This is a genomic window from Pseudomonas sp. GW821-FHT09C08 (assembly GCF_059418125.1).
The window spans coordinates 84,349-106,847 of record NZ_JBWKPG010000012.1; the positions used below are offsets into that span (position 1 = coordinate 84,349).

The following is a 22,499-nucleotide window of genomic DNA, read 5'->3' on the forward strand; positions in this document are numbered from 1 at the left end:
GGCCTGCCATGCGCATTTTATGGATCCTGCCCTACTCGCCCTGGCCCGCCACCAGCGGCGGCAAGACGCGCCAGTTCCATCTGCTGCGCAGCCTCGCCGCGCGGGGGCACCGGATCACCTTGCTGCTGCATGACAAGCACCCGGTGGCGCTCGCCGACCGCCAGGTGCTGGAGGCGTTTCTCGAGCAACTGATCGTCCTGCCGCGCCGCCCGCTGCGCAGCGCCACGACCCTGTTGGCCGGGCTGTTTGCGCCCTACCCGCTGCTCGCCAGTGTGAATGGCCTGTCGGGCGCCTTGCAGGACACCTTCAACAGGTTGCTGGATGAGCACTGGGATGTGGTGCAGATCGAGCACACCTACACCTTCCAACCTTACGAAGATGCGCTGGCACGCAAATCCCAACCGTTCGTGCTGACCGAGCACAACGTCGAATCGGCCCTCGGCGCCGCCACCTACGACCGTCTGCCGCGTTGGGCGCTGCCGTTCATTCGCTACGATCAATGGCGCTATGCACGTTGGGAGCGCCGGGTCATGCGCCAGGCCACACAGGTAATCGCAGTGACCGACAGCGATGCCCAGGTGCTGGAAAAAATCGCCGGCAAGCCGGTGCCGGTGGTGGTCAATGGCGTGGACTGCGACCACTTCGCCGCCGCCCGGCCCGACCCGTCGACACGCCGCGTGCTGTTCCTTGGCAACTACGAATACGCGCCGAACGTGGACGCCATCGAGTGGGCCCTGGATGACATCCTGCCCAAGGTCTGGGAGCGCTGCCCGCAGGCGCGCATGAGCGTCTGCGGCTTCGGCATGCCGGCCAGTTGGCGTGAACGCTGGCAGGACCCGCGGATCGAATGGCAAGGCTTCGTGCCCAACCTGCTGGCGCTGCAATCGAGCTGTTCGGTGTTCCTCGCACCGTTGCGCCATGGCGGCGGCTCCAAGCTCAAGGTGCTGGAAGCCCTGGCCGCCGGCCTGCCGCTGGCGAGTACCGCACAGGGCGTGTCGGGGCTGGACCTGGTGGAAGGCCTGGACTACCTCGGCGGGCAAACCGCTACCGCGTTGGCGGACGCGGTGGTGCGCCTGTTGCAGTTCCCCGATGCCGCCGAACCGATGGGTGAAGCCGGCCGCGCCTATGTACGCCGCGCCCATGACTGGAGCGTTGCCGCCAGTCAGTTGGAGCAGGTGTACGCGAGCCTTTTACCGCTCACGCACAAGGAGCCCGCATGCGTGTAGGCCTGGATTACCGCACCGTCGGCACGTCGCCGCAATCGGGCATCAGCCGCCAGGTGTATGCGCTGGAAAGCGCCCTGCGCACCTTCCCAGGCATCGAGCTTGAGCGCTTTACCGTGGCGCCGCTGGGCGACGAAACCCGCTTGAAGGCCCATTGCCCGGCCTGGGGCTGTGCCAAGACTGCCATGCACCAACCGCAGAATCGCCTGCGTTTCGAGGCTGGTTTTTTGCCGCGCGCCTTGCGTGAGCAGCACATCGACCTGTACATCAGCACCTTCAATATGGGCCTGCCATTGCCGCCCAAGCCCAAGGGCCTGCGCAGCGTGGTGCTGTTGCATGACCTGTTCCAGATCACCTTGGACAACTACCACGCCAACCGCCTCAAGGCGCTGATCTACAAGACCAGCGATCGCCTGTCGATTGCCTACGCGGTGCACAGTGCCGACCGCGTGTGGACGCCGTCGCAGTACAGCGCTGATGAGACCGCGCGGCTGTTTCCCAAGGCTGCGGGCAAGATTCGCGTGTTGCCCAATCAGGTCGACGCCTTTGCCGAGCTGGCAGCGGACCTGTCGGCGCGCCAACTGCCGGAGCGCTACTGGTTGCTGGTGGGCACGCGCGAGCTGCGCAAGAACGTGCCGTTTCTGGTCGATGCCTGGCAGCAGGCGCGACGCCAGGCCCCCGGCGTGCCGGAGTTGGTGCTGGTGGGCAGCCTGGAACACCTGCCCGAGTCCCAGCGCACACTGCCGGGGATTCGTGCACTGAGCGGCGTGTCGGATGCCGAGTTGCATGCGCTGTACCGGCAGGCGTCGCGCCTGTGGCAACCGTCTTACGCCGAGGGCTTTGGCCTGCCGGTGATCGAAGCCCTGAGCGTCGGCACGGCAGTGGCAGTGGCCAGCGGCACCTCGCTGGATGAAATCACCCCGCCGTCGGCGCCACGTTTTTCGCCTACCGACGGCCCGGCGCTGGTGCAGTTGATGGTCAGCCTGGCGCAGCAGCCTATTGAAGAATCGGCCGCGCAACGGCGCCAATGGGCGGAGCGTTTCAACCATCACGCCTACCGTCGACGCCTGGCCGAACTGATCGAGGAACTGAAGTGAGAGTGAACCTGGCAAGCCTCGTCGCGGTGCTCTTCGGCCTGCTGTTCGGCGCCCTCGCCCTGCTGCTGTCACCGGCCAAGGCCTTCCTCGCCGTGGTCGGCCTGGCGGGCGCGGTGACGATCCTGCGCTTTCCGTTCTGGGGCCTGTTGCTGTTTGCCCTGGTGGCGACGTTCATGCCGTTTTCGACGATCAACCTGGGCATCCGCAGTACCGTCAGCGAAGCGATCCTGGCGCTGACCTGGGGCGCCATCCTGTGGCACAGCTTTCTCGCGCGCCTGCCCGATACACCAGGCCTGGCGCGGCGCCCCACCGACCAGATGCTGTTGTGGCTGATGCTGTTCAGCGTGTTCCCGTTCATTGTCGGCCAAGTCACTATCCATGCCGACACCAGCGGCGTGGCCAACTGGCTGCGCTGGTTGCTGAACCTCTCCGGGGTGTTTATCGCGGCCAAACTGCTGGTGGACCGCAAGCACCGGGAAGCGCTGGTGATCGCCCTCCTGCTGGGTACCCTGGCGATGCTGGTGCTGTCGATCGCGGTGTTTGTGCGCACCCGCTCCGGCGCCGGGATTGCGCCGATCCTGGCGCTGTTCAACTACGCCAACTTCGACATGCTCAAATTCGGGCTGGAGGCGATGTCCTCGCGCATGGGCTCGCCGTGGACGCACCCGAATGCCATCGGCGGGATCATGGCGCTGCTGCTGCCGTTGGCGTTCTGTTTCGGCATGACCGAACAAGGCTGGAAACGCGCTCTCGGCCTGGGCGTGGCGTGCCTGGGGGCGGCCGCCTTGCTGTTGGCGAGCAGCCGCGGCGCGATGGTCAGCCTGGCGTTGGTGCTGATGTGGATGGCCACGCGGCGCGTGCCGTACACCGGGCGCCTGTTGATGATCGGCGCGGCGCTGACTGTGGCGCTGGTGATTGCCTACCCGCCGTTGCAGGAGCGCCTGGCAACGATTTTCTCTTCGGACAACGCCAGTACCGAAGTGCGTTTCGACGAATACCGCATGTTCCCGCAGGCGGTGGCGGCCTACCCGTTCGGCATCGGCTTCAAGGTCGACCCGCCGGTGCCGGGTACGCATTTCCTGGGGATTTCCAACCTGTGGCTGAACTACATCTACAAGATCGGCATCGTCGGCATGCTGTTCTTCGTCGCGGTGACCGTGCGTTGGTGGCGTGAGGCCCGTCCGGAAAAAGGCCCGATTCGCCTGACCAAGGACAACGCCCTGTGGCTGGGCACCACCGGTGGGATTCTGTCGGCGCTGGTCAGCGGTTTGTTTGACCACTACTTCAGCTTCGCAGTGGTGATGGTGGCGCTGTTCTGGTTGATGGTCGGCATCAATGTGCTGGAGGCGCGGCGCCTGTTTCCGGCGCGCCTGCCGCAGGTCAAGACAGTGGTGTTTCGCAAGCCGCTGCTTGATGGCGCGCGTCCCTGATGCTCGGCTCGGCCGTTTGGCTGACCCTGGCGACCCTGCTGGGCCTGTGCCTGGGGTTTGCGCGTGAATGGTTGCTGGTGGCGGCGTGGGGCGCGGGTGAGCGCAGCGATGCGTTTCTGATCGCGCTGTTTTTGCCGGAAGCGCTGCGCATGTCCCTGGCGGGTGGCGTGCTGAGTGCCGCCGCGCTGCCGCTGTACCTGCAGCGCAAGGACGGTGAGCGCCTGGATTGGCTGGCCGTGTTGTTCCCGGCGTTGATGCTGATCGCGCTGGTCACCAGCCTGCTGCTGACGCTGCTCGCGCCATGGCTGGTGCAACTGCTTGGCCCCGGCTTGGCGGCCAGCGCCACCGCCCTCGCCGCGAGCAATTTGCAGATCGTCGCCTGGTGCGTGCCGGGGTTGATGCTGCATGCGCTGTTCAGCATTCCGTTGCAGGCGGGCGAGCGTTTTGTGCTGGCGGGGCTGGGCTCGTTGCTGTTCAACCTGCCGCCCGTGACCTACCTCGCCCTCGCCGGCACCGCGACTCAACCGCACTCGCTGGCCCTGGCTTGCCTGGCGGGCAGCTTGCTGATGCCGCTGGCGTTGTTGCCGTCGGTGTGGCGCCAAGGCTGGCGGCCGTGGCGTTGGCAGCTGACCTTCGCGCCGCTGCGGGAGCTGGGCCAGCGCATCGGCCCGCTGTTGCTGAGCAACGGCGCCAGCCAGGGCTTGGCCCTGATCGAGCGCCTGGTGGCGTCGCTGTTGGGCGAAGGCGCGGTGACCTGGGTCAACCTGGCCCGCAAACTGATGAACCTGCCGCTGATTGCGCTGATGAGCCTCAATCAGGTGCTGCTGGGCATGATGAGCCGGCGCCAGGGCGATGAGCGCCTGGCCCTGCTCAAGCGCGGCCTGGAAACCGCCAGCGTGCTGACCCTGCCCGCCGGCGTCGGCCTGGTGGCGGCAGCGCCGAGCCTGGTGGCGCTGCTGCTGCCCAAGCAATCGGCGGATTCGCCATTGCCGTTGCTGCTGGCCTGGTTCGCCGTACCGTTGGTATTCGGCGCCTGGAACGCCTTGCTCGCCCGCTACGCCTATGCCGCCGGCGACACGCGCCAGCCGTTGCGCTGCGAGTTGCTCGGGAGCCTGGTCAACGTGTTGCTGCTGGGCGCCCTGCCCTTTGTGTTTGGCCTGGCCGGAATCCCGCTGGCCGCGCTGGCCGGGGTGATCTGCACCGCGTTGCTGCTGATGCAGCGCCAGGCATTGCTCGAAGCCCTGCCCTGGGTGCGGCAATGGCTGCTCAGTGCACTGGTGATGGGGTTGGCGGCGCTGGCACTGTTTCGTATTGAAGGCGTGTGGCTGCAACTGGGGTTGAGCACCTTGGCCGGCATCCTGGTGTTGCTGGGGATGGGACTATGGCTCAAGCCCTGGCGCAAGGCATGACGGCGTGCCAGTTCCTGCCAGGGGCTGTGCGGTTCACAGAGGGAGGATGAACAGGTGAAACATCGTTGGATTCAAATGGATATCGCCAAAGGCATCGGCATCCTGGTGATCGTGTATGCCCACAGTTGGTTTGTCGCCACGTCCCCGGACTTGATGTACCCGATCCTGGCGTCGTTCGTGCTGCCGTTGTTCTTCTTTCTGTCCGGGGTGCTGTTCAAGCCGGAGCAGCCCTTCGGGGAGATGGCCGTGCGCAAGGCGGATGGCCTGCTCAAGCCGTTTTTCTTCACCATGCTGGTGTATGTGATCGTGCGCGATGTGCTGCGTGGCCAACCGCTGCTGCCGGACATCGGTGGCGTGCTGTATGCCTCGGTAGACACCATCCCGTGGCAAGCGATGTGGTTCCTGCCGCATTTCTGGGTGGCGATCCTGTTCAGTTGGGCGGTGTTGCGCCTGATCCAGCGCCTGCCGCTGGCAGTGAGTTGCGCGCTGACCCTGGTGCCGCTGCTGGTGGGCATCTGGATGCTGCCGTTTTTCTGGCAACTGCCGGTGACCGTGGGCGGACAAACCTGGGTGCTGCCCGGCCTGCCCTTCAGCCTGGATATCGCCCTGATCAGCAGCGCCTGTTTCATCTACGGCTACCTGCTGCGCAATTGGCTGCGCACCCATGCGGGGTCGCTGCTGACCTTGTTGGTGTCGGTGGTGTTGTTCGCCGCCGTGTTCCTCTACCGGGGCGACACCATGGATCTGGCGCAGCGCCGCTACGACCACTGGCTGTGGACCAGCCTGCTGGCGGTGATTGGCGTGTACGTGTGCTGGGCGCTGGCGCGGGTACTGATGGTGTCGGCGCTGATCACGCGGGTGATGACCTATATCGGCCAATCGACCCTGATCCTGTTGATCTTCCATGGGGAGATCCAGCACAAGACGTTTGACCTGATGGAGCGCCTGGGCCTGCCGCCATTTGTCGCGGCCTGCATCGGTTTTGTGGTGGGGGTTGGGGTGCCGTTGTTGATCGGGGAAGTGATCAAGCGCGTGGCGTTCTTGCGGTTTTTCTACTTTCCGTTTCCGCAGCGTAAAGTTTCTGAACCGCGCACCTGAAGCCTGTGTGGCAAGAAAGCTTGCTCCGGCTGAGGTACGCAGCGCCGCCAAAACGCTTGCGGCTGCTGCGCCGTCGAGCGGGAGCAAGCTCCCTCCCTACATAAGCGCTTCGATCAGCGCTGGGTCAGCCAGCGCCTTGGGCGCAGGTCAATCATCCAGTTGCTGTTGCGGCGCGGCATGCTTGGCCGGCTTACCCGCCTTGGCGCCTGGCTTCGCGGCCGGGGCGGCAGCGGGTTCAGGCTCGGCCGGGGCGGCCATTTCTTTCTCGGCCATCGGCATCTGGTCGATCGCGCTGAAGAATTCCTTCAGGTCGAGGGTATCCGGTGGCACGGTCTTCTCGACTTTCTTCTCGCCATCCTTGCCAACCAGGATCACCTTGGTGCCGCTGCCGGCGCCCAGCTTGAGGGCACGGATCAGCGCATTGGTTTCAGGCGGCGTGAGTTTCTTGTTGTCCTTGGGGTCCTTGGCGAACTTCTCGCCCTCGGCCCCGATGCTGCCGAACTTCACGGTGTAGAACACCATGCTGCGCTCTTCAAAGGCTTGCTTGGTGGCCGGCTCTTCCAGCTGTTTCTTCAGGTCCGTCAGCGCGGCGTTGCCGGAGTCCAACTCCACCACCACCAGCGGCCGGGACTTGCCCAAGTCCTGCTTGAGCGGGTTGATATCATCAGCAGCCAACAGCGGCCCCGTAAAAGCCATCAAGGTAGCCAGGGTCAGCGACCGGATGAGCATGCGCACCTCCTTTGAATTCCATGCAGGGTTCTTGAGTTTCATGTCTGCGACAGTCAAATTCAAGGATGATTCCTACACCACTTTAAGAAAGCGTAGGCCAGGACGCCCGCTACGCAAGGGTTTGGATAGGTTCAGGAGTCATTGTTTCTTCTGATTGCGGAAGCCCAGGCGCTGAGTTTTTCGCAGGCCGCCAGCGCGATTTGCTCATCTGTCTTGCCTGGATAGTGGCGGTCCACGGCGTCTGCGGCGATCAGCCCGGCAATCAGCGGCGTGCCCACCGCATCGGTCAAATCCAGCCACTCGCCCCAATTGGCGGGCGCGTCGTACCAGCGCAGGTAGCCGTCCTCGGACGCCGGCCACCAACGCTGATCGAACTGCAGCACGACTTTTTCCAGGCGGCCCATGGTGAACAGCTCCAGGGCGTGGCGATACGTCGCCGGCAAGTCCGGGGTAAAGCTCAATTGCTTGAGCACCGGTATCGGCACCGTGCAGATGCAGGCATCGGCATCCCGATCATCCACGCGCACACCGTGCTCGTCCCAGCTGATGTGCTGCACAGGGTGGTTGAGGTGGATATCCAGGCCGCTGGCAGCGTCTGCCAGCAGTTGCCCGTAACCGTGCGGCAAAAACTGGTCGCCATGGCCGACGCCCTCCTCGTCAAGCGTCTGGGTCGACAGCTGGTCCAGGGGCAAACCGGCTTCGAGGATCAGGTTCGCGTCGATGGCATAGCGTGCCGCGCGGCGCTCGCTGGCGGTCAAGGTGGCCAGGTAGCGGTCGACGCCCGGCGCCAACGGTTGCTGACGGTCGATGGCCTGTTTGAGTCGGGCATAGGCGCGGTTGATGTCCGGCAACGGGCCGTCCCACGCGGCGGCCAATGGCTGCGAGAAGTCCGTCGGGCGCCGCTCCAGGCCCAACTGCTCGGCACGCCGCGCCAGCGGGTTGATCGCATACTGCTGCAACCAGGCGGCGCCCACATCCACCATTTGCCCACCGAGGGCTACGCTGTGCACTCGCCCGCCGATGCGGTTACGCGCCTCGAGTACGCGCACCGCCACGCCCTGCGCCTGCAAGGCGCGGGCAGCGCCGAGGCCGGCAAAACCGGCACCGATGACAATCACCGTTCGAGCCGAGGTCGCGATCACCGCATTGGCGGCGCGCAGCCCGCTGTCCCAGGCGCTGTGGGTCATGGCCGAGTGATCGTGGTTGAAGGCTTCGCCAGCAAGAAACAGACGATTATCAATCGGCGTTGACAACAGGCGCCGCAGGCTCGGCTCGCCACCTGGCAACAACGCGCTGTAGGCGCCCTGGCTGAAGGGGTCATCGCACCAGCGCGTGACGTGCCAGGCGACAGGCCGCGGCGCGGTCATTGCGCGGGCCAATGCCGCGCGAATACGGGGGCCACGACGGGATCGGCATCCACTTGCGCAAGGCTCTGGGCAAAACCCGGCGCCAGGGCGGCCAGCGCTTCGCGCGCCGCGTCCCAGCGCGACACCGCCGCCGCCATGATACCCAGCGCATTCGGCTCGCCGCTGGGCGCAAACAACTGGTCGGCAAACTGATCGGCAAACACCACCCAGGCCTGGTGCAAATAGCGCCGCGTGCCGGTGATCAACTGGTTCTGCACCACGGGTTCCGCCTCGCCCAGCCAGCGTTGCGGATAGTCGATGATGCCAATGGCCGAATAACAGTTGGCGGCGATGTACACCAGGCCGCGCAGGATCTGCCCACGGTTGCCTACCAGCAGGTTGGCGTCGGGGTATTCCAGGCCCAGGTGGATCAGGATCGCCGCACTCTCCGTCAACACCTGGCCATCAGGGGTGACCAGCGTGGGGATCTGCTTGAGCGGGTTGATACGGGCCAGGGCGTCGGTGCCCGGGCCTTCCTGCCAGGAACTGGCATCCACGCGGTGCCACTCGACCGCGCAACGCGCCAGGGCGATTTCGATCATGCAGGAGCCGGACTCGTCGGTACCGTAGAGCGTGTACATGGGCCTTTCCTCCTATCGCAGCAGCTTCGCCTGCAGGTTGGCTTTCACCTGCGGCCATTCCGAATCGATGATGCTGAAACGCACCGAGTTGCGCTTGCGCCCGTCGGGCATGATGCGTTCATGGCGCACGATGCCTTCCTGCAAGGCCCCGAGGCGCAGGATCGCAGCACGGGATTTTTCGTTGAGTTCATCCGTGGTGAACTGCACCCGCACGCAGTCCAGCACCTCGAAAGCGTAGGTCAGCAGCAGGAGCTTGGCTTCGGTGTTGATCGCGCTTTTTTGCGTCGACAGCGCCAGCCAGGTGTGACCGATCTCCAGCTTGCGATTGACCCGGTCGACCTTCCAGAACCGCGTGCTGCCGACCACCTGGCCGGTGTCGCGGCGCACGATGGTGAACGGGATCACGCTGCCCGCAGCACGCCCGGCCAGCGCGGTATCGATGTACTGGTCGACGGTGCCGGGGCCCGGCACGTTGGTGACCTTGAGGTTCCACAGCTCGCCATCGGCGGCGGCGTCGAGCAAGGCGGCCTTGTGTTCGGGTTGCAGGGGCTGGAGTTCGACTGTAGTGCCGGTCAAGGTAATGTGAGTCATGGGAGCTGCGCCGTCGGGTGGTCGTCAGTGACCAAGAGTGCAGGCTCGCGCAGTGTCTCGGCAAGTGTTTTAGAACAGGCCCATTTGCCCGCCGACCAGGGTGCCGAAATCGTCATTCACGAACGGCAGGATCGCATCGGCCACCGGCTGCAATTGCCGGGTGACGTAGTGGTCGTAGTCAATCGGCGCCTGGCGCACCTCCAGCGGTTCGGGGCCGTTGACGCTGATCACGTAGCTGATCCAGCCGCCGCGCTGGTACTGGCGCGGACGCCCGAGGCGGTCGTTGTATTCATCGGCCAGGCGCGCGGCACGCACATGCGGCGGCACATTGCGCTCGTAGTCATCCAACTGGCGGCGCAGGCGCTTGCGGTAGATCAGCAGCTCATCGAATTCGCCGCTCAGGGTACGGCGTACGTAGTCGCGAATGTAGTCCTGATGGGGCTGGCGATGGAAAATGCGCTGGTACAACTCCTGCTGGAACTGCCGGGCCAGGGGCGACCAGTCGCTGCGCACGGTTTCCAGGCCTTTGTAGACCATCTCTTCGCTGCCGTCGCTGCGCACCACCAGGCCGGCGTAGCGTTTCTTGCTGCCCTCCTCCGCGCCGCGAATGGTCGGCATCAGAAACCGGGTGAAGTGGGTTTCGTACTGCAGTTCCAGCGCGCTTTGCAGGCCGTATGCCGTACGCAGGTGCTCACGCCACCAGGCGTTGACGTGCTGCACCAGCGCGTGGCCGATGCGGCTGGCGTCCTCTTGAGTATGCGCACCGCCGAGCCAGACGAAGGTGGAGTCGGTGTCGCCGTAGATCACTTCATAGCCCTGCGCTTCGACCAGCTCACGGGTCTGGCGCATGATCTGGTGGCCGCGCATCGTGATGGACGACGCCAGCCGCGTATCGAAAAACCGGCAACCACTGGAGCCGAGCACGCCGTAAAAGGCGTTCATGATGATCTTCAGCGCTTGGGACAGCGGCGCGTTATGTTCGCGCTTGGCCTCTTCGCGGCCTTCGGACACCCGCGCGACGATGGCAGGCAGGCAATGGCGGGTACGCGAGAAACGCGCACCACGAAAGCCTTCCACAGAGGTGCTGTCGTCGGGGTGCTTGAGGCCTTCGATCAGGCCCACCGGGTCGATCAGGAAACTGCGGATGATCGACGGGTAGAGGCTTTTGTAGTCGAGCACCAGCACCGATTCGTAGAGGCCGGGGCGCGAGTCCATGACAAAACCGCCGGGGCTGGCCTCGGGCGGCTTGTCGCCGAGGTTCGGCGCAACGAAGCCCTGGCGGTGCATCAGCGGCATGTACAGGTGGGTGAACGCGGCGACTGAGCCGCCGTTGCGGTCAGCCGGCAGCCCGGTGACGCTGGCGCGTTCGAGGAGGAACTTGAGCAGCTCGGTCTTGGCGAAAATCCGCGTGACCAATTCACAGTCCTTGAGGTTGTAGCGCGCCAGGGCGGGCTTGTCCTCGGCGAACATGCGGTTGATTTCGTCCATGCGCTGGTACGGCGTGGAGATGTCCTTGCCCTCGCCCAGCAGGGTCTGCGCGACGTTTTCCAGACTGAAGGACTCGAAGCTCCAGGTGGCCGAGCGCAGGGCCTCGATGCCGTCGATGATCAGCCGCCCGGCCGCGGCGGCGAAGTAGTGGTTACGGCTGCCATGCTCGCGCCAGGTCATCGGTTCGCCGCCGCGCCCGAGCAACAGCGGCACGCCCAGGCGCTGGGCATGTTCGTGGAGCACGCGCAGGTCGAACTGCACCACGTTCCAGCCGATGATTGCATCGGGGTCATGGAGGGCAAGCCATTGGTTGAGGCGTTCGAGCAGTTGGGCGCGGGTGTCGCAGTAATCGAGCTTGAAGTCCACCGAGTCGATTTTATTCGGCGGGCCGAGCATGTACACCTGGCGCTCGCCGCAGCCTTCGAGGGCGATGGAATAGAGATCGCCCTGGGCGGTGGTCTCGATGTCCAGCGACACCAGCTTCAGCGGCGGGCGGTAATCGGGCGCGGGTTTCATCTGCGCGTCAAGCAGCGTGCCGTCGGCATCGGCGACGCCGCCGAACCACACCGGGGCGGTGATGAAGCGCTCCATCATGTAGCGCTCGGGCGGGCGCACGTCGCCTTCGTAGACATCCACCCCGGCGGCACGCAGGCGTTTTTCCAGGTCCATCGCCTGGCGGTGCTGGCGTGTGTACAGGCCCAGCACCGGGCGATGGTGGAAGTCGCACAACTGCAGCGGGCGCAACTCGATATCGCGCTCGCCCTTGAGCAGCCAATCCAGCGGCTTGCGATGGGCCTCGGGGATAAACATCACCGAGGTCTGCACGGGTAGGCGGATACACCGTGGCCCGTGGTCGGTGGCCAGCCAGAAACTGACCTCCGTGCCCGCCGGGGTATCGCGCCAATGCCGGGTCAGGACAAAACCCTGCTGTAAATCCACCGTACCGCACCTCAGGAATCGCTTTCAGGGCGTGATTCTACTCGGCATCCGGGCAAACGCGATGGGCGATGGCATTTATCCGCCAACCCGCGCAGCAGGACACTGCGCGGGCCGCTGGTCGGCCGTCCGCGCAGGCACGCTCACGCGCTTCACAATTTTGTTGCAGAACATTAATAACAATCACTATCATTCGCGCTGGAGTCGTATCCGCGCAGCGAGGACGCGCAACGTTGTTGCCCTTTTCCTCACCACTGACGGTTCGCCGTCCGGATCGACCATGCCCACCCGTACCCCATTCGCCGTGCCGTTTCGCCCGACCCTGCTTGCCCTTTGCTGCTCCCTGAGCCTTGCCGCTCACGCCGCAACCCCAGCCACCCCGCAGGATGCGAACCACAGTCAGGATGGCAACACGCTGGAACTGGGCGCCACCAACATCAACGCCGACGCCCCATCGCCCGGCGCCCTGCCCCCGGTATATGCCGGCGGCCAGGTGGCACGCGGCGGCCAGTTGGGTGTGCTGGGCAACCAGGACATCATGGATGTGCCGTTCAGCATGTCCTCCTACACCGAGAAACTGATCCGTGACCAGCAGGCCGAGACGCTGGGTGATGTCCTGCTCAATGACTCGTCCGTGCGCCAGGCGTCAGGCTTTGCAAACCAATCCCAGGCGTTCGTGATTCGTGGCCTGCCGCTCAACGGCGACGATATTTCCTTCAACGGTTTGTACGGCATCCTGCCGCGCCAGTTGATGTCCACCGACGCCCTGGAGCGGGTCGAGGTATTCAAGGGCCCCAACGCCTTTATCAACGGCGTGACGCCGAGTGGCTCGGGCATCGGCGGCGGTGTGAACCTGCAACCCAAGCGTGCCGATGACGTGCCTTTGCGCCGCTTCAGCACCGATATCAGCAACGATGGCCGCATCGGCGAACACCTGGACATCGGCCAGCGTTTTGGCGAAGACAATCGGTTTGGCGCACGGGTGAATATTTCCCAGCGCGAAGGCGATACCGGTGTGGACGACGAGAGCCAGCGTTCGAAGCTGTTTTCGGTCGGCCTGGATTATCGCGGTGATGCCCTGCGCCTGTCCGGCGACTTTGTGTATCAGAAGCAGCAAGTCAACGGCGGGCGTAACTCGGTGTTTCTCGGCCCGGGCCTGACCAGCATCCCCAACGCGCCCTCGGCGGACACCAACTACGCGCCGAAGTGGGACAGCACCAGCCTGGAAGACACCTTTGGCATGCTGCGCGGCGAGTACGACCTCAATGACAATTGGACCGCGTATGTCGCGGGCGGCGCCAAGCACACCCGCGAAATCGGCCGCTATTCGTCGCTCACCGTGATCGACGCGCAGGGCAATGCCACCGTGAGCGGCTCCAATATCGCCCACCAGGAAGACAACACCAGCCTGATGGCCGGCCTGAATGGCAAGTTCCAGACCGGCGCCGTCAGCCACAAGCTGAACCTCGGCCTGACCGGCACCTGGACCCAGGCGCGCAACGCCTTCGACTTTGCCTCCGGCACGCAAGCGACCAACCTCTACAACCCCGTCGATGTGACAGCGCCAGCCAAGGGTGGCTTCACCTCCGGCAGCGACCTGAACGACCCGGGCATCACCGCCAAGACCTTCGCGCGCAGCGCGGCGGTGTCGGACACCCTCGGTTTCATGGATGACCGCTTGCTGTTCACCGCCGGCCTGCGTCGCCAGGAGCTGGTGGTCCAGGGTTATGAATACGGCACCGGCTCACGCAACGCCAACTACGCCAAGGGCATCACCACGCCGGTGTATGGCCTGGTGTTCAAGCCGTGGGACCACGTGTCGTTCTACGCCAACCACATTGAAGGGCTGGCATCCGGACCGACCGCCCCGGAAACCGCGGCCAATAACGCCAGGGTCACCAACAACGGCCAGACCTTCGCCCCCGCGCGTTCGAAACAGACTGAAGCCGGCGTCAAAGTCGACATGGGCACCTACGGGGCGACACTCGGTGTGTATCGCATCGAGCAGCCGACCCAGGGCTATTCCCAGCTGAATTCGGACGGCACCGCGACCTATGTGTTCCAGGGTGACCAGGTCAACAAGGGCGTGGAGCTGAATGTCTTCGGTGAACCTGTCCCAGGCCTGCGCCTGCTGGGCGGCGCCACTCTGATAAACACCGAGGTCAGCGGCACGGCCAACGGCACCAACGACGGCAACCGCGCTATCGGCGTGCCGTCGTTCCAGCTCAATGCCGGGGTGGATTGGGATGTGCCGGGCCTGCAAGGCGTGAGCGTGAATGGCCGCATGTTGCGCACCGGCGGCCAGTACGCCGACGCGGCCAACAACCTCAGCCTGCCGACCTGGAACCGGTTCGACGTGGGCGCGCGCTATAACTTCAAGGTCGATCAGCGGGACGTGACGCTGGGCGCCACGGTGGAGAACGTCGCCAATACCAAGTACTGGGAATCGGCATTGGGCGGCTACCTGACCCAGGGCGATCCGCGCGTGGCGAAGTTGTCGGCGACGGTGGACTTCTAAACGTCAACGGGTGGCAGCCTGGGCTGCCACCCGTTACAGGCTACCAGTCGTAGGACACGGCCAACGATGCCGTGCGCTCCTGCCCGTAATAGCAGCCAAAGGCATAGTTGCATGCCGAAACGTACTCGCGATCAAACAGGTTCTGCACGTTCAGGCTGGCTTCCGCGCCCTTGAGCGTGGGACTGACACGGCCCAGGTCGTAGCGGATGGTCGTGTCGTACACCACAAACGAAGGGGTTTTGAAGGTGTTGCCCGAATCACCGTATTTCTTGCCGGTGTAACGAGCGCCCCCACCGACGGTCAGGCCTGCCAGGGCATTGCTCGCGAAGTGGTAGTCGACCCAGGTACTGGCGGTCCACGGTGCCTGGGACTCGTTGCGGTTGCCTTTATCGCCGTAATTGCTCTTGGTGTAGAACGAGTCCAGGTAGGCCACCGCGCCAATCACCTCGAACTGGCCAACACGCGTCTTGCCTTCGAACTCGACACCCCGCGAGCGCACCTCGCCTTCCTGCAGCTGATACTCCGGGTACTCAATGTCGCCGGTCAGCACGTTCTTCTGCTTGATCTGGTACACCGACAACGTCAGCAATGAGCTGTCGTTGGGCTGGTATTTGACCCCCGCCTCGTACTGCTCGCCCTCCACCGGCTTGAACGCCGAGGCCCCGCGCTGTGGGGCCTGGCTGCCGATGCTGGGGAAGAACGACTCGGCGTAACTGACATAGGGCGCCAGGCCGAAATCAGTGAGGTAGGTCAAGCCGATTCGCCGGGTGAGTTTCTTGTCTTTCTGGCTGACCGTGCTGTCGGCCAGCAGGTCGCGGTTCTCGACTTCGGCCCAGTCTTCACGCAGGCCGACGGTGAGGATAAAGCGGTCAAGCTTGATTTGGTCCTGGGCGTACAGGCCGGTCTGCTTGATGGTGTTGTCCCACTTGGTGGTGAGGGTCGGCTGGCCCAGGGTGTGGTAGTTGCTGGGTTTATACAGCTCGATGATTTCTGCGCCGTACAGGTTGTAGCCCTGGTACCTGCGGGTGAACTGGCGATAATCGACGCCGGTCAGCAGCGTATGGTCCAGCGCACCAGTGGCGAATTTGAACTGCAGGTTGTTATCAATCGTGTAGGCAGAGTTGTGCTGGCGCCAGTCGAGCTTGGTGCGGGTGGCGCGGGTGTCGTCGATGCTGTTATCCGGGAGCGTGACGAAGCGGTTCAGGTAGAAACCTTTGTAGCGGTCGTTGACGTCGGTGTAGCGCGCCGTCGAGTGGTATTCGAGGTTGTCGTTGAAGGCGTGGGAGAAATCGAAGCCGAGCACGTACTGGTCGCGGATGTAGTCGTTCCAGTCCGAGTCGCCCAGGAAGGTGTCGCGGTCGATATGCCGGCCCTCGGCGCTGCGGTACAGCGTGCCAATGGCGGGCAGCGCCTGGTAGTCGGCCAGGGACTTGTCGCGCTGCAGCTGCGCGTAGACCGTCAGCGCCGTCTCGTCGGTCGGCGCCCAGGTGAGGCTGGGCGCGAGCAAGGTGCGGCTGTCGGTGGCGTGGTCGACCATCTCGTTGCCGTCGCGGGCCAGGGCAATCAGGCGATAGCTCAAGGTCTTGGCCTGATCGATTGGCCCGCTGAAATCCAGCGCACCGTTGACCCGGTCATAACTGCCGATGCCGAACTTGACCTGGTGCCGCGCCTCGGTGGTCGGCCGCTTGGAGACCATGTTGATCATCCCGCCCGGCTGGTTCTGCCCGTACAACACGGATGCCGGCCCCTTGAGCACTTCGATACGCTCGAGGGTGTACGGATCGATTTGCGGGGCGCCGCCCAGGCTGCCGGCGTACGGCAGGTAGGCGCCGTCGAGGTACAACAGGGTTGGCGCGAAGCCACGGCTGGCGACTTCATCGGCGATGGTGTTGCGGTCGGTGTAGCCGTTGGTGTCGATCCCCGGCGTGTAGCGCAGGGCCTGCGTGAGGTTGCGTGCACCCTGGACCGCGACCTGGTCGGCCGTGACCACGTTGACCGTCTGCGGGATTTCCAGAATCGGCGTATCGGTCTTGGTCGCGGTGCCGCTGCGCGTGGCGACGTAACCGTCTACCGGGCCCCAGGCATTTTCCGTGGCCGACCCGGTCACGGTGGTGGGGCTCAGGTTCAGCGAATTGCCTTCGGGCAGCAGGTACAGGCTCCAGGTGCCGTTGTCGGTAATGATCAAGCCCAGCCCGCTGCCGGCCAGCGCCTGTTGCACGGCCTGCTCCGGTGTCAATTGGCCCTGTACGGCAGCAGCCCGGCGACCTTGCAGCAAGGCCGGGGTCACCGACAGCGTGCGCCCGCTTTCGCGGGACAAACGGCTGAGGGTGTCACCCAGCGCGGCCGCAGGCAGGTCGAAATAATGGGTGGTGTCCTGGGCCATCGCAGGTTGGCCGATGACGGCCAGTGTAATGGCCAGCGTCAGCAGGCAAGGACGAATCATCAAGGGTGCCATAGGGGTGGATACTCGTTGTCAGGTTGGCGTTCTCTAACCCTGACTCGCGAGACGTGCGATCCCCTCACGGCCTGTGAAAATAATCGTTTATTGCACGTCAATCAGCGTCAACCATGGCCCATAGCGACGAATGCGCAACGGGAATGTCTGGGCAAGCGATTGCAGCGTCTGCTCGGCATCATCCAGCGGGTACACCCCGTAAACACGCAGCGCCGCCGCTTGCGGGCTGATGCGCAGCACGCCCCGGCGATACGGGCGCAAGGCATCGATCAGCGAGCCCAGCGGCTCGTCGCGAATGTCGACCCGACCGTCGCGCCAATCCACCCGCCCGGCTGCCGACAACGGTACCGGCCGCACCCATTCCTCGCTGAACCACGCCGCCTGCCCCGCTTCCACGCGCCGCTGGTGACCGCCCTGGGTGGTGACTTTCACACTGTGCAGTTGCACCGAGGTCAGGCTGCCGGCGGCTTCCTGGCTGACCATGAACTGCGTGCCGAGGGCCTGGACTTCGCCCTGTGCGGTGGTGATGACAAACGGCCGGCGGGCATCGGCGGCGACATCGACAAACACCTGGCCTTCACGCAGATGCACGACCCGGCGTTGCTCAGTGAACTGGATATCCACCGAGCTGCGCGCGTTGAGGCTCAAGCGGCTGCCGTCGGCCAACGTGAAGGTACTGCGCTCGCCGGTGGCGGTCCGCCGATCGGCCCACAACCCGTTGAGCGGTTGGGCACGGTCGAGCAGCGCAGCGCCACTGACGCCAAACAACACCAGCGCGAGGCCGCCACGCAGCACCTTGCGGCGCGACACGGTGTCGGGCGTCATCAGCGCCTGGGACGCCGCACGCAATTGGCCAGGGCTGTGCGCCTCAACCCGGTGCAGCGCGGCAATCGGTTGCTGCAACAGGTTGCCCACCCGCTGCCAGGCCGCCGCATGCTCGGGGCTGGCGTGCAACCAGGCGTCGAAAGCCTGGCGCAGGTCGCGGTCCTCGCCGGCCGCCTCCAGGCGCAGCAACCAATCGACGGCCTCGCGGGTACAGGCATCCGCCTTGGGCTGCGTCATGCCAGCTCCGCCGATTCCGCCAGGCAATGCAGGAAAGCCCTGCGCAAATCGCGCTCGACAGTCGCCAGGGAGACATTCAGTTGCTGCGCGATCAGAGGTTGGGTCAAGCCTTCGAGACGACTCAGGATAAAGATCTGGCGTACCCGCGCCGGCAGGCCGTTGAGCAGCCGGTCAATGCTTTCCAACGCCTCGCGAACCAATGCAAGGTCTTCTTCGGAAGGGCTGTAGCACTCCGGCAGTAAAGCCAGGCTGTCTAGGTAGCTTTGTTCCAGGCGCTTGCGCCGCCAGAAACTGAACAACAGTCGACGGGCAACCGTGCTCAAAAACGCCCGCGGCTCCTCAAGTTGGGTGAGCTGGCGCGCATCGAGCACGCGGATGAAGGTGTCCTGGGTCAGGTCTGCGGCATCCTGGGGGCACTTCAACTGACGATACAACCACGCACGCAACCACCGATGGTTATCGTCGTAGAGCGCGGCTAAAAGGGCCTTGGGATCAGTAGATGTGGACACGCAACACTGCCAGACGTTAATGATAATTCATCTCATTATCTGCGCAGACTCTGGCACATTGCAATCGTTAAAACACCCAACCTGCAGCGCATTTGTGTATCTGCGCCCCTCCACTAGACTCAGGAGTTCCTCTTACATGGAAGTGCCTTAAATGAAAGTAACGCGCCCTCTTCGCCACGCCATCGCCCTGGTCACACTGCTGGCCGCCGGCAACCTCACGGCCTTCGCTGCCGATATCCCGCTGTCCAAGACCCTGGAAGCCGACGAAGTCACCACCAAAGTGCTGGCCGTGGATGCCGCCAAGCATCAGGTGGTGCTGCAAGGCGCCGACGGTGGCGAGGTGCATGTGCAACTTACCGACGCCGCCAAGGACCTGGGTAATCTCAAGGTCGGCGACCAGGTCAAAGTGCTGACCACGCATTCGGTCGCCGCCGTGCTGGACACCGACGTGGACAAAAGTGCACCGGATGCCAGCGAAAAAACCGGTGTGATCCGCGCCACCGCCGATAATCCCAACCCAGGCGGCGCAGCGTTCCGTCAGGTACAGGTGCAACTGAAGATCACGCACATCGACTTGAAGAAAAACCAGGTCACCCTGGAAAACCCAGCCGGTGCGAGCAAAGTGTTGAATGTCGAGAAACCGGAGATTCGTGCCGGCCTCAAGGACCTCAAGGTCGGTCAGAGTGTGCTGGTGACGTTTACCGACACCCTGGAAATCACCACCGCTCACGAAGGCTGACAGTCATCAACGCGGGCATCAGTGATGATGCCCGTTGGGGTCAGGCCTGGCGGGCCTGGGTCAAATAGTTTTCGATGTTGTTCATCTGCTCGTCCCAGCCCCGGGAGTTCATCTTGAAGGCTTTCTGCCGACGGGCTTCGGGCACTTTATCGAAACCGGATTCGACGACCCGCAGCAAAATGCCCGGCGCGCGATCCTCGATCGTGAACTCCACCAGTGTCGGGGTTTCCTGGTCGTAGTCGACGCCCTCCTCCACCGCAAAGGGGTGCCACCAGAAAGAGAACAGTGTCTGCGGCAGGATACGTTCGATTTTGGCATTCCAGATCACATGCTCGTACCCCGGATAAGTGATCGGTGCCTTGATGGTTTCCCCCGCTGCAAAGGTTTTGCCCTTCAGGGCAATTCCGAACCAGTTGCCGAATTGCTCGGCATCGGTGAGTGCTTCCCAGACGTGTTTGCGTGAAACGTTCAGCAGGACTTTTCGTTCTATGCGATCTAATACGTGCATAAGTCACCTCCTCCATTGACAGTAGGCGACATCGAACAATGCGCAACCTTGGGTTGTGCGCGATGATGATGACCCCATCCTTGACCCGACATTACGTTATGACTGACGCGTTGAATGGAAGTTGCTTCTGCAAGGCCGTCCGCTACCAGGTGGAGCGCCTGGACATGCCCATCAGCCACTGCCACTGCGACAGCTGCCGCAAGGTGCACGCGGCCGCGTTTGTGGCGACAGCCGGGGTGATGCGTGAGCATTTTCGCTGGACGCAAGGCGAGGGTCTGTTGTCGTCATTCGAGTCTTCGCCGGGCAAGCTCAGGCATTTCTGCTCGCGCTGCGGCTCACACCTGATGGCCGAGCGTGGGCACCAGCCGCATGTGATTGTGCGGGTGGCGACGCTGGACGATGATCCGGGCGTGCGGCCCACCGCGCACATCTGGACGGCGCATGACGTGCCCTGGCTGGCCTACACGGGCGTAGACCAGTGGGACGAGTGGCAGGTGTGACTCAGACGTGCGGGTCACCCGGTGCTTTAGCCGGGGTCGCATACTGCGGCTTGAGGTGACCTTCCTGGTCGAGCAGCCAGGCGTCCATGATCTGCCGTACCACCGGGCCTGCCACCCGGCCACCGGCTTCGCCGTTCTCGATCATGACCGAGATTACGATCTTCGGATGCTCGGCCGGGGCAAAGCCGACGAACAAGGCGTTGTCGCGATGCCGCTCCAGAGTCTTGTCGCGGTTGTAGCGCTCACCTTGTTTGATCGCGACCACTTGCGCAGTACCACTCTTGCCGGCGATGCGATATTGCGCACCTTGCGCGGCGGCCCGAGCGATGCCGCGCGGGTCATGCATCACCAACTGCATGCCATGGTTCACCTGCTCCCAGTCACGCGGGTCCTTGAGGACCACATTCGGCATCGGGTTCTCGTCTACGGGCGGCACGCCGTTGATGGTCTTGGCCAAGTGCGGGCGATTCCACACGCCCTTGTTGGCGATCAACGCCGTCGCCTGGGCCAATTGCAGTGGCGTGACCTGCATATAGCCCTGGCCGATACCGAGGATCACAGTTTCGCCTGGGAACCATGGCTGGCGGCGGGTCGCACGTTTCCAGGCCTGGGATGGCATCAGGCCGGCTGACTCTTCGAACATGTCCAGGGAGACTTTCTGGCCCAGGCCGAACTCCGCCAGGTAGTCGTGCAGGCGGTCAATGCCGAGCTTGTGGGCCAGGTCGTAAAAGTAGGTGTCGTTGGAACGCATGATGGCGGCGTCCATGTCGACCCAGCCGTCACCGCTGTGGTTCCAGTTGCGGTATTTGTGATCAAAATCGGGGAGCTGGTAGTAACCCGGGTCGAACACGCGGGTCTGGGCGGTCACCACACCGCTGTCGAGCCCGGCAATGGCCACCTCAGGCTTGATCGTCGAACCCGGCGCATAGAGCCCGCGCAGGACGCGGTTGAACAGCGGCCGGTCGATGGAATCGTGCAGCGCGGCATATTCCTTGAAGCTGATGCCGGTGACAAACAGGTTCGGGTCGAAACTCGGCTTGCTGACCATGGCCAGGACTTCGCCGGTTTGCGGGTCGAGCGCGACCACCGAGCCACGGCGATCGCCCAGGGCTTCCTCGGCGGCTTCCTGAAGGTGGACGTCGAGGCTGAGCACGATATTTTTGCCAGGGATCGGGTCGGTGTGCTTGAGCACGCGCAGCACACGCCCCTGGGCGTTGGTCTCGACCTCTTCGTAACCGACGTGGCCGTGCAGTTCGGACTCGTAGAAACGCTCGATGCCGGTCTTGCCGATGGACTGTGTACCGCGGTACTCCACCGAGTCGAGAGCCTTGGACTCTTTCTCGTTGATGCGCCCGACATAGCCGATGGAGTGTGCAAAGTGCGCACCCAGCGGGTAGTGCCGGACAAACTGCGGCTCTACGTCGACGCCAGGCAAGCGAAACTCGTTCACGGCCAGGACCGCGATCTGCTCTTCGGTCAGCTCGTAAAACAATGTCACCGGGACGAAAGGATGGCGTGCCTGCTTCAAGGCCTTGTCGAACACCGCACGGTCTTCAGCAGGCAGGTGCAGCAGGTTGACGATGGCGTCCAGCTCACCCTTGAGGTCTGTGGTGCGCTCCCGGGTGATGGTCAGGTTGTAGCTGGGACGATTGTCGGCGAGCACCACGCCATTCCGGTCGTAGATCAACCCACGAGTCGGCGTTATCGGCAGGACGTGGACCCGATTATTCTCGGAAATCGTCGAGTGATAGTCGTACTGCACCACCTGCAGGAAATACATGCGGCCCACCAGGGCACAGGTGATACCGATCACCAGCAGCGCGCAGGCGAGCAGGCGCTTGTTGACCAGGCGGTTTTCTTTTTCGTGATCCTTGATGGGTATTGGTTCAGGCATTTCTACAGCATCTCGTTGAAGAAGGTCGACGCCGCATCCTGCGGATAAAGATCAGTCCTTGTGAAAATGTGCTGCACCATACCAAAAATGCAGAAACACTTTGCATCGATTTCCCCGAACGGCATGCCGATAGCGATTTTTGTCATGAAAGTGTGGGATCAAGCCTCAGCAAGACTTTCAGATCAGGACGTCTATTCGTGACCGGGGAACGCGGTGTCCTCTACCGGGCGTACTTTTCGACCGCCCAAAACAAAACCCCTGTCTGCGTTAGCAAACAGGGGTTCTGGAATTTAATCTTGACGATGACCTACTCTCACATGGGGAAA

General features: G+C 63.7%; 19 protein-coding genes. 9 read left to right on the forward strand and 10 right to left on the reverse strand.

Annotated elements, in window-relative coordinates:
• The first annotated feature begins 8 nt into the window (after positions 1–8).
• The 5 genes from AC07OJ_RS28050 to AC07OJ_RS28070 all read left to right on the forward strand — a co-directional run bounded on the left by AC07OJ_RS28050 (position 9) and on the right by AC07OJ_RS28070 (position 6,257).
• Entirely contained in the window at positions 9–1,226 is a 1,218-nt protein-coding gene (locus AC07OJ_RS28050; RefSeq protein WP_495095626.1) for a glycosyltransferase family 4 protein, read from the forward strand.
• Positions 1,217–2,320: a glycosyltransferase family 4 protein gene (locus tag AC07OJ_RS28055; protein WP_106804616.1), complete on the forward strand. Its 1,104-nt coding sequence runs from the start codon at positions 1,217–1,219 to the stop codon at positions 2,318–2,320. Before AC07OJ_RS28050 ends, AC07OJ_RS28055 begins: the two co-directional genes overlap by 10 nt.
• A gap of 2 nt (positions 2,321–2,322) precedes the next feature.
• Positions 2,323–3,750 carry an O-antigen ligase family protein gene (locus tag AC07OJ_RS28060; protein ID WP_495095635.1) on the forward strand — a complete coding sequence of 476 codons (1,428 nt, stop codon included), beginning with the start codon at positions 2,323–2,325 and terminating at the stop codon, positions 3,748–3,750.
• Positions 3,750–5,159: a lipid II flippase MurJ gene (locus AC07OJ_RS28065; RefSeq protein ID WP_495095627.1), complete on the forward strand. Its 1,410-nt coding sequence runs from the start codon at positions 3,750–3,752 to the stop codon at positions 5,157–5,159. Before AC07OJ_RS28060 ends, AC07OJ_RS28065 begins: the two co-directional genes overlap by 1 nt.
• A 75-nt stretch (positions 5,160–5,234) precedes the next feature.
• Entirely contained in the window at positions 5,235–6,257 is a 1,023-nt protein-coding gene (locus AC07OJ_RS28070; protein WP_495095628.1) for an acyltransferase family protein, read from the forward strand.
• A gap of 147 nt (positions 6,258–6,404) precedes the next feature.
• Here AC07OJ_RS28070 and AC07OJ_RS28075 read toward each other — a convergent pair whose 3' ends face one another.
• The 5 genes from AC07OJ_RS28075 to AC07OJ_RS28095 form a co-directional block, all read right to left on the reverse strand.
• A complete protein-coding gene (locus AC07OJ_RS28075) occupies positions 6,405–6,986 on the reverse strand; it encodes a DUF4174 domain-containing protein (RefSeq protein ID WP_106804619.1) in 582 nt (193 codons plus the stop codon).
• A 131-nt stretch (positions 6,987–7,117) separates the two neighbouring features.
• Positions 7,118–8,353: a flavin monoamine oxidase family protein gene (locus tag AC07OJ_RS28080; protein WP_495095629.1), complete on the reverse strand. Its 1,236-nt coding sequence runs from the start codon at positions 8,351–8,353 to the stop codon at positions 7,118–7,120.
• Entirely contained in the window at positions 8,350–8,973 is a 624-nt protein-coding gene (locus tag AC07OJ_RS28085) for a glutathione S-transferase N-terminal domain-containing protein (RefSeq protein ID WP_065907272.1), read from the reverse strand. The genes AC07OJ_RS28080 and AC07OJ_RS28085 overlap by 4 nt, the downstream gene beginning before the upstream one ends.
• A gap of 12 nt (positions 8,974–8,985) precedes the next feature.
• A complete protein-coding gene (locus tag AC07OJ_RS28090) occupies positions 8,986–9,564 on the reverse strand; it encodes a GNAT family N-acetyltransferase (RefSeq protein WP_495095630.1) in 579 nt (192 codons plus the stop codon).
• 69 nt (positions 9,565–9,633) lie between these two features.
• Positions 9,634–11,991 (reverse strand): DNA polymerase II, encoded by a 2,358-nt coding sequence (locus AC07OJ_RS28095; RefSeq protein ID WP_495095631.1) that lies wholly within the window; start codon positions 11,989–11,991, stop codon positions 9,634–9,636.
• A gap of 277 nt (positions 11,992–12,268) precedes the next feature.
• Between AC07OJ_RS28095 and AC07OJ_RS28100 the strand changes: the two genes are divergently transcribed.
• Entirely contained in the window at positions 12,269–14,506 is a 2,238-nt protein-coding gene (locus tag AC07OJ_RS28100; RefSeq protein WP_262135185.1) for a TonB-dependent receptor, read from the forward strand.
• Between the two features lie 40 nt (positions 14,507–14,546).
• Here the strand turns inward: AC07OJ_RS28100 and AC07OJ_RS28105 are convergent, their stop codons facing one another.
• The 3 genes from AC07OJ_RS28105 to AC07OJ_RS28115 all read right to left on the reverse strand — a co-directional run bounded on the left by AC07OJ_RS28105 (position 14,547) and on the right by AC07OJ_RS28115 (position 18,532).
• Positions 14,547–16,961, reverse strand: coding sequence for a TonB-dependent siderophore receptor (locus AC07OJ_RS28105; protein WP_201143882.1), 2,415 nt, complete (start codon positions 16,959–16,961; stop codon positions 14,547–14,549).
• An 87-nt stretch (positions 16,962–17,048) separates the two neighbouring features.
• On the reverse strand, positions 17,049–18,023 hold the full coding sequence (locus AC07OJ_RS28110; protein ID WP_495095632.1) for a FecR family protein: 975 nt from the start codon (positions 18,021–18,023) through the stop codon (positions 17,049–17,051).
• Complete coding sequence (locus AC07OJ_RS28115) at positions 18,020–18,532, reverse strand: sigma-70 family RNA polymerase sigma factor (RefSeq protein WP_262135188.1); 513 nt, start codon at positions 18,530–18,532, stop codon at positions 18,020–18,022. The genes AC07OJ_RS28110 and AC07OJ_RS28115 overlap by 4 nt, the downstream gene beginning before the upstream one ends.
• Before the next feature lie 151 nt (positions 18,533–18,683).
• On the opposite strand from AC07OJ_RS28115, the gene AC07OJ_RS28120 reads away from it, so the two are divergent.
• On the forward strand, positions 18,684–19,271 hold the full coding sequence (locus AC07OJ_RS28120) for a hypothetical protein (RefSeq protein ID WP_065907292.1): 588 nt from the start codon (positions 18,684–18,686) through the stop codon (positions 19,269–19,271).
• A gap of 40 nt (positions 19,272–19,311) precedes the next feature.
• On the opposite strand, the gene AC07OJ_RS28125 is transcribed toward AC07OJ_RS28120, so the two are convergent.
• On the reverse strand, positions 19,312–19,779 hold the full coding sequence (locus tag AC07OJ_RS28125; protein ID WP_213553598.1) for an SRPBCC family protein: 468 nt from the start codon (positions 19,777–19,779) through the stop codon (positions 19,312–19,314).
• A gap of 98 nt (positions 19,780–19,877) precedes the next feature.
• Between AC07OJ_RS28125 and AC07OJ_RS28130 the strand changes: the two genes are divergently transcribed.
• Complete coding sequence (locus tag AC07OJ_RS28130) at positions 19,878–20,279, forward strand: GFA family protein (protein ID WP_065907298.1); 402 nt, start codon at positions 19,878–19,880, stop codon at positions 20,277–20,279.
• 1 nt (position 20,280) lies between these two features.
• Here AC07OJ_RS28130 and mrdA read toward each other — a convergent pair whose 3' ends face one another.
• Positions 20,281–22,173: a penicillin-binding protein 2 gene (mrdA, locus tag AC07OJ_RS28135; protein WP_065907300.1), complete on the reverse strand. Its 1,893-nt coding sequence runs from the start codon at positions 22,171–22,173 to the stop codon at positions 20,281–20,283.
• On the opposite strand from mrdA, the gene AC07OJ_RS28140 reads away from it, so the two are divergent.
• Positions 22,161–22,499 (forward strand): hypothetical protein (locus AC07OJ_RS28140; RefSeq protein WP_495095633.1); only part of this gene is annotated, 339 nt, incomplete at its 3' end. The genes mrdA and AC07OJ_RS28140 overlap by 13 nt on opposite strands.

Excerpts from the sequence above, each read along its gene's own strand:
- AC07OJ_RS28050 (WP_495095626.1), top strand. The coding sequence starts at position 9 with ATGCGCATTTTATGGATCCTGCCCTACTCGCCCTGGCCCGCCACCAGC.
- AC07OJ_RS28055 (WP_106804616.1), top strand. The coding sequence starts at position 1,217 with ATGCGTGTAGGCCTGGATTACCGCACCGTCGGCACGTCGCCGCAATCG.
- AC07OJ_RS28065 (WP_495095627.1), top strand. The coding sequence starts at position 3,750 with ATGCTCGGCTCGGCCGTTTGGCTGACCCTGGCGACCCTGCTGGGCCTG.
- AC07OJ_RS28070 (WP_495095628.1), top strand. The coding sequence starts at position 5,235 with ATGGATATCGCCAAAGGCATCGGCATCCTGGTGATCGTGTATGCCCAC.
- AC07OJ_RS28075 (WP_106804619.1), bottom strand. The coding sequence starts at position 6,986 with ATGCTCATCCGGTCGCTGACCCTGGCTACCTTGATGGCTTTTACGGGG.
- AC07OJ_RS28080 (WP_495095629.1), bottom strand. The coding sequence starts at position 8,353 with ATGACCGCGCCGCGGCCTGTCGCCTGGCACGTCACGCGCTGGTGCGAT.
- AC07OJ_RS28085 (WP_065907272.1), bottom strand. The coding sequence starts at position 8,973 with ATGTACACGCTCTACGGTACCGACGAGTCCGGCTCCTGCATGATCGAA.
- AC07OJ_RS28090 (WP_495095630.1), bottom strand. The coding sequence starts at position 9,564 with ATGACTCACATTACCTTGACCGGCACTACAGTCGAACTCCAGCCCCTG.
- AC07OJ_RS28100 (WP_262135185.1), top strand. The coding sequence starts at position 12,269 with ATGCCCACCCGTACCCCATTCGCCGTGCCGTTTCGCCCGACCCTGCTT.
- AC07OJ_RS28105 (WP_201143882.1), bottom strand. The coding sequence starts at position 16,961 with ATGGCACCCTTGATGATTCGTCCTTGCCTGCTGACGCTGGCCATTACA.
- AC07OJ_RS28110 (WP_495095632.1), bottom strand. The coding sequence starts at position 18,023 with ATGACGCAGCCCAAGGCGGATGCCTGTACCCGCGAGGCCGTCGATTGG.
- AC07OJ_RS28120 (WP_065907292.1), top strand. The coding sequence starts at position 18,684 with ATGAAAGTAACGCGCCCTCTTCGCCACGCCATCGCCCTGGTCACACTG.
- AC07OJ_RS28125 (WP_213553598.1), bottom strand. The coding sequence starts at position 19,779 with ATGCACGTATTAGATCGCATAGAACGAAAAGTCCTGCTGAACGTTTCA.
- AC07OJ_RS28130 (WP_065907298.1), top strand. The coding sequence starts at position 19,878 with ATGACTGACGCGTTGAATGGAAGTTGCTTCTGCAAGGCCGTCCGCTAC.
- mrdA (WP_065907300.1), bottom strand. The coding sequence starts at position 22,173 with ATGCCTGAACCAATACCCATCAAGGATCACGAAAAAGAAAACCGCCTG.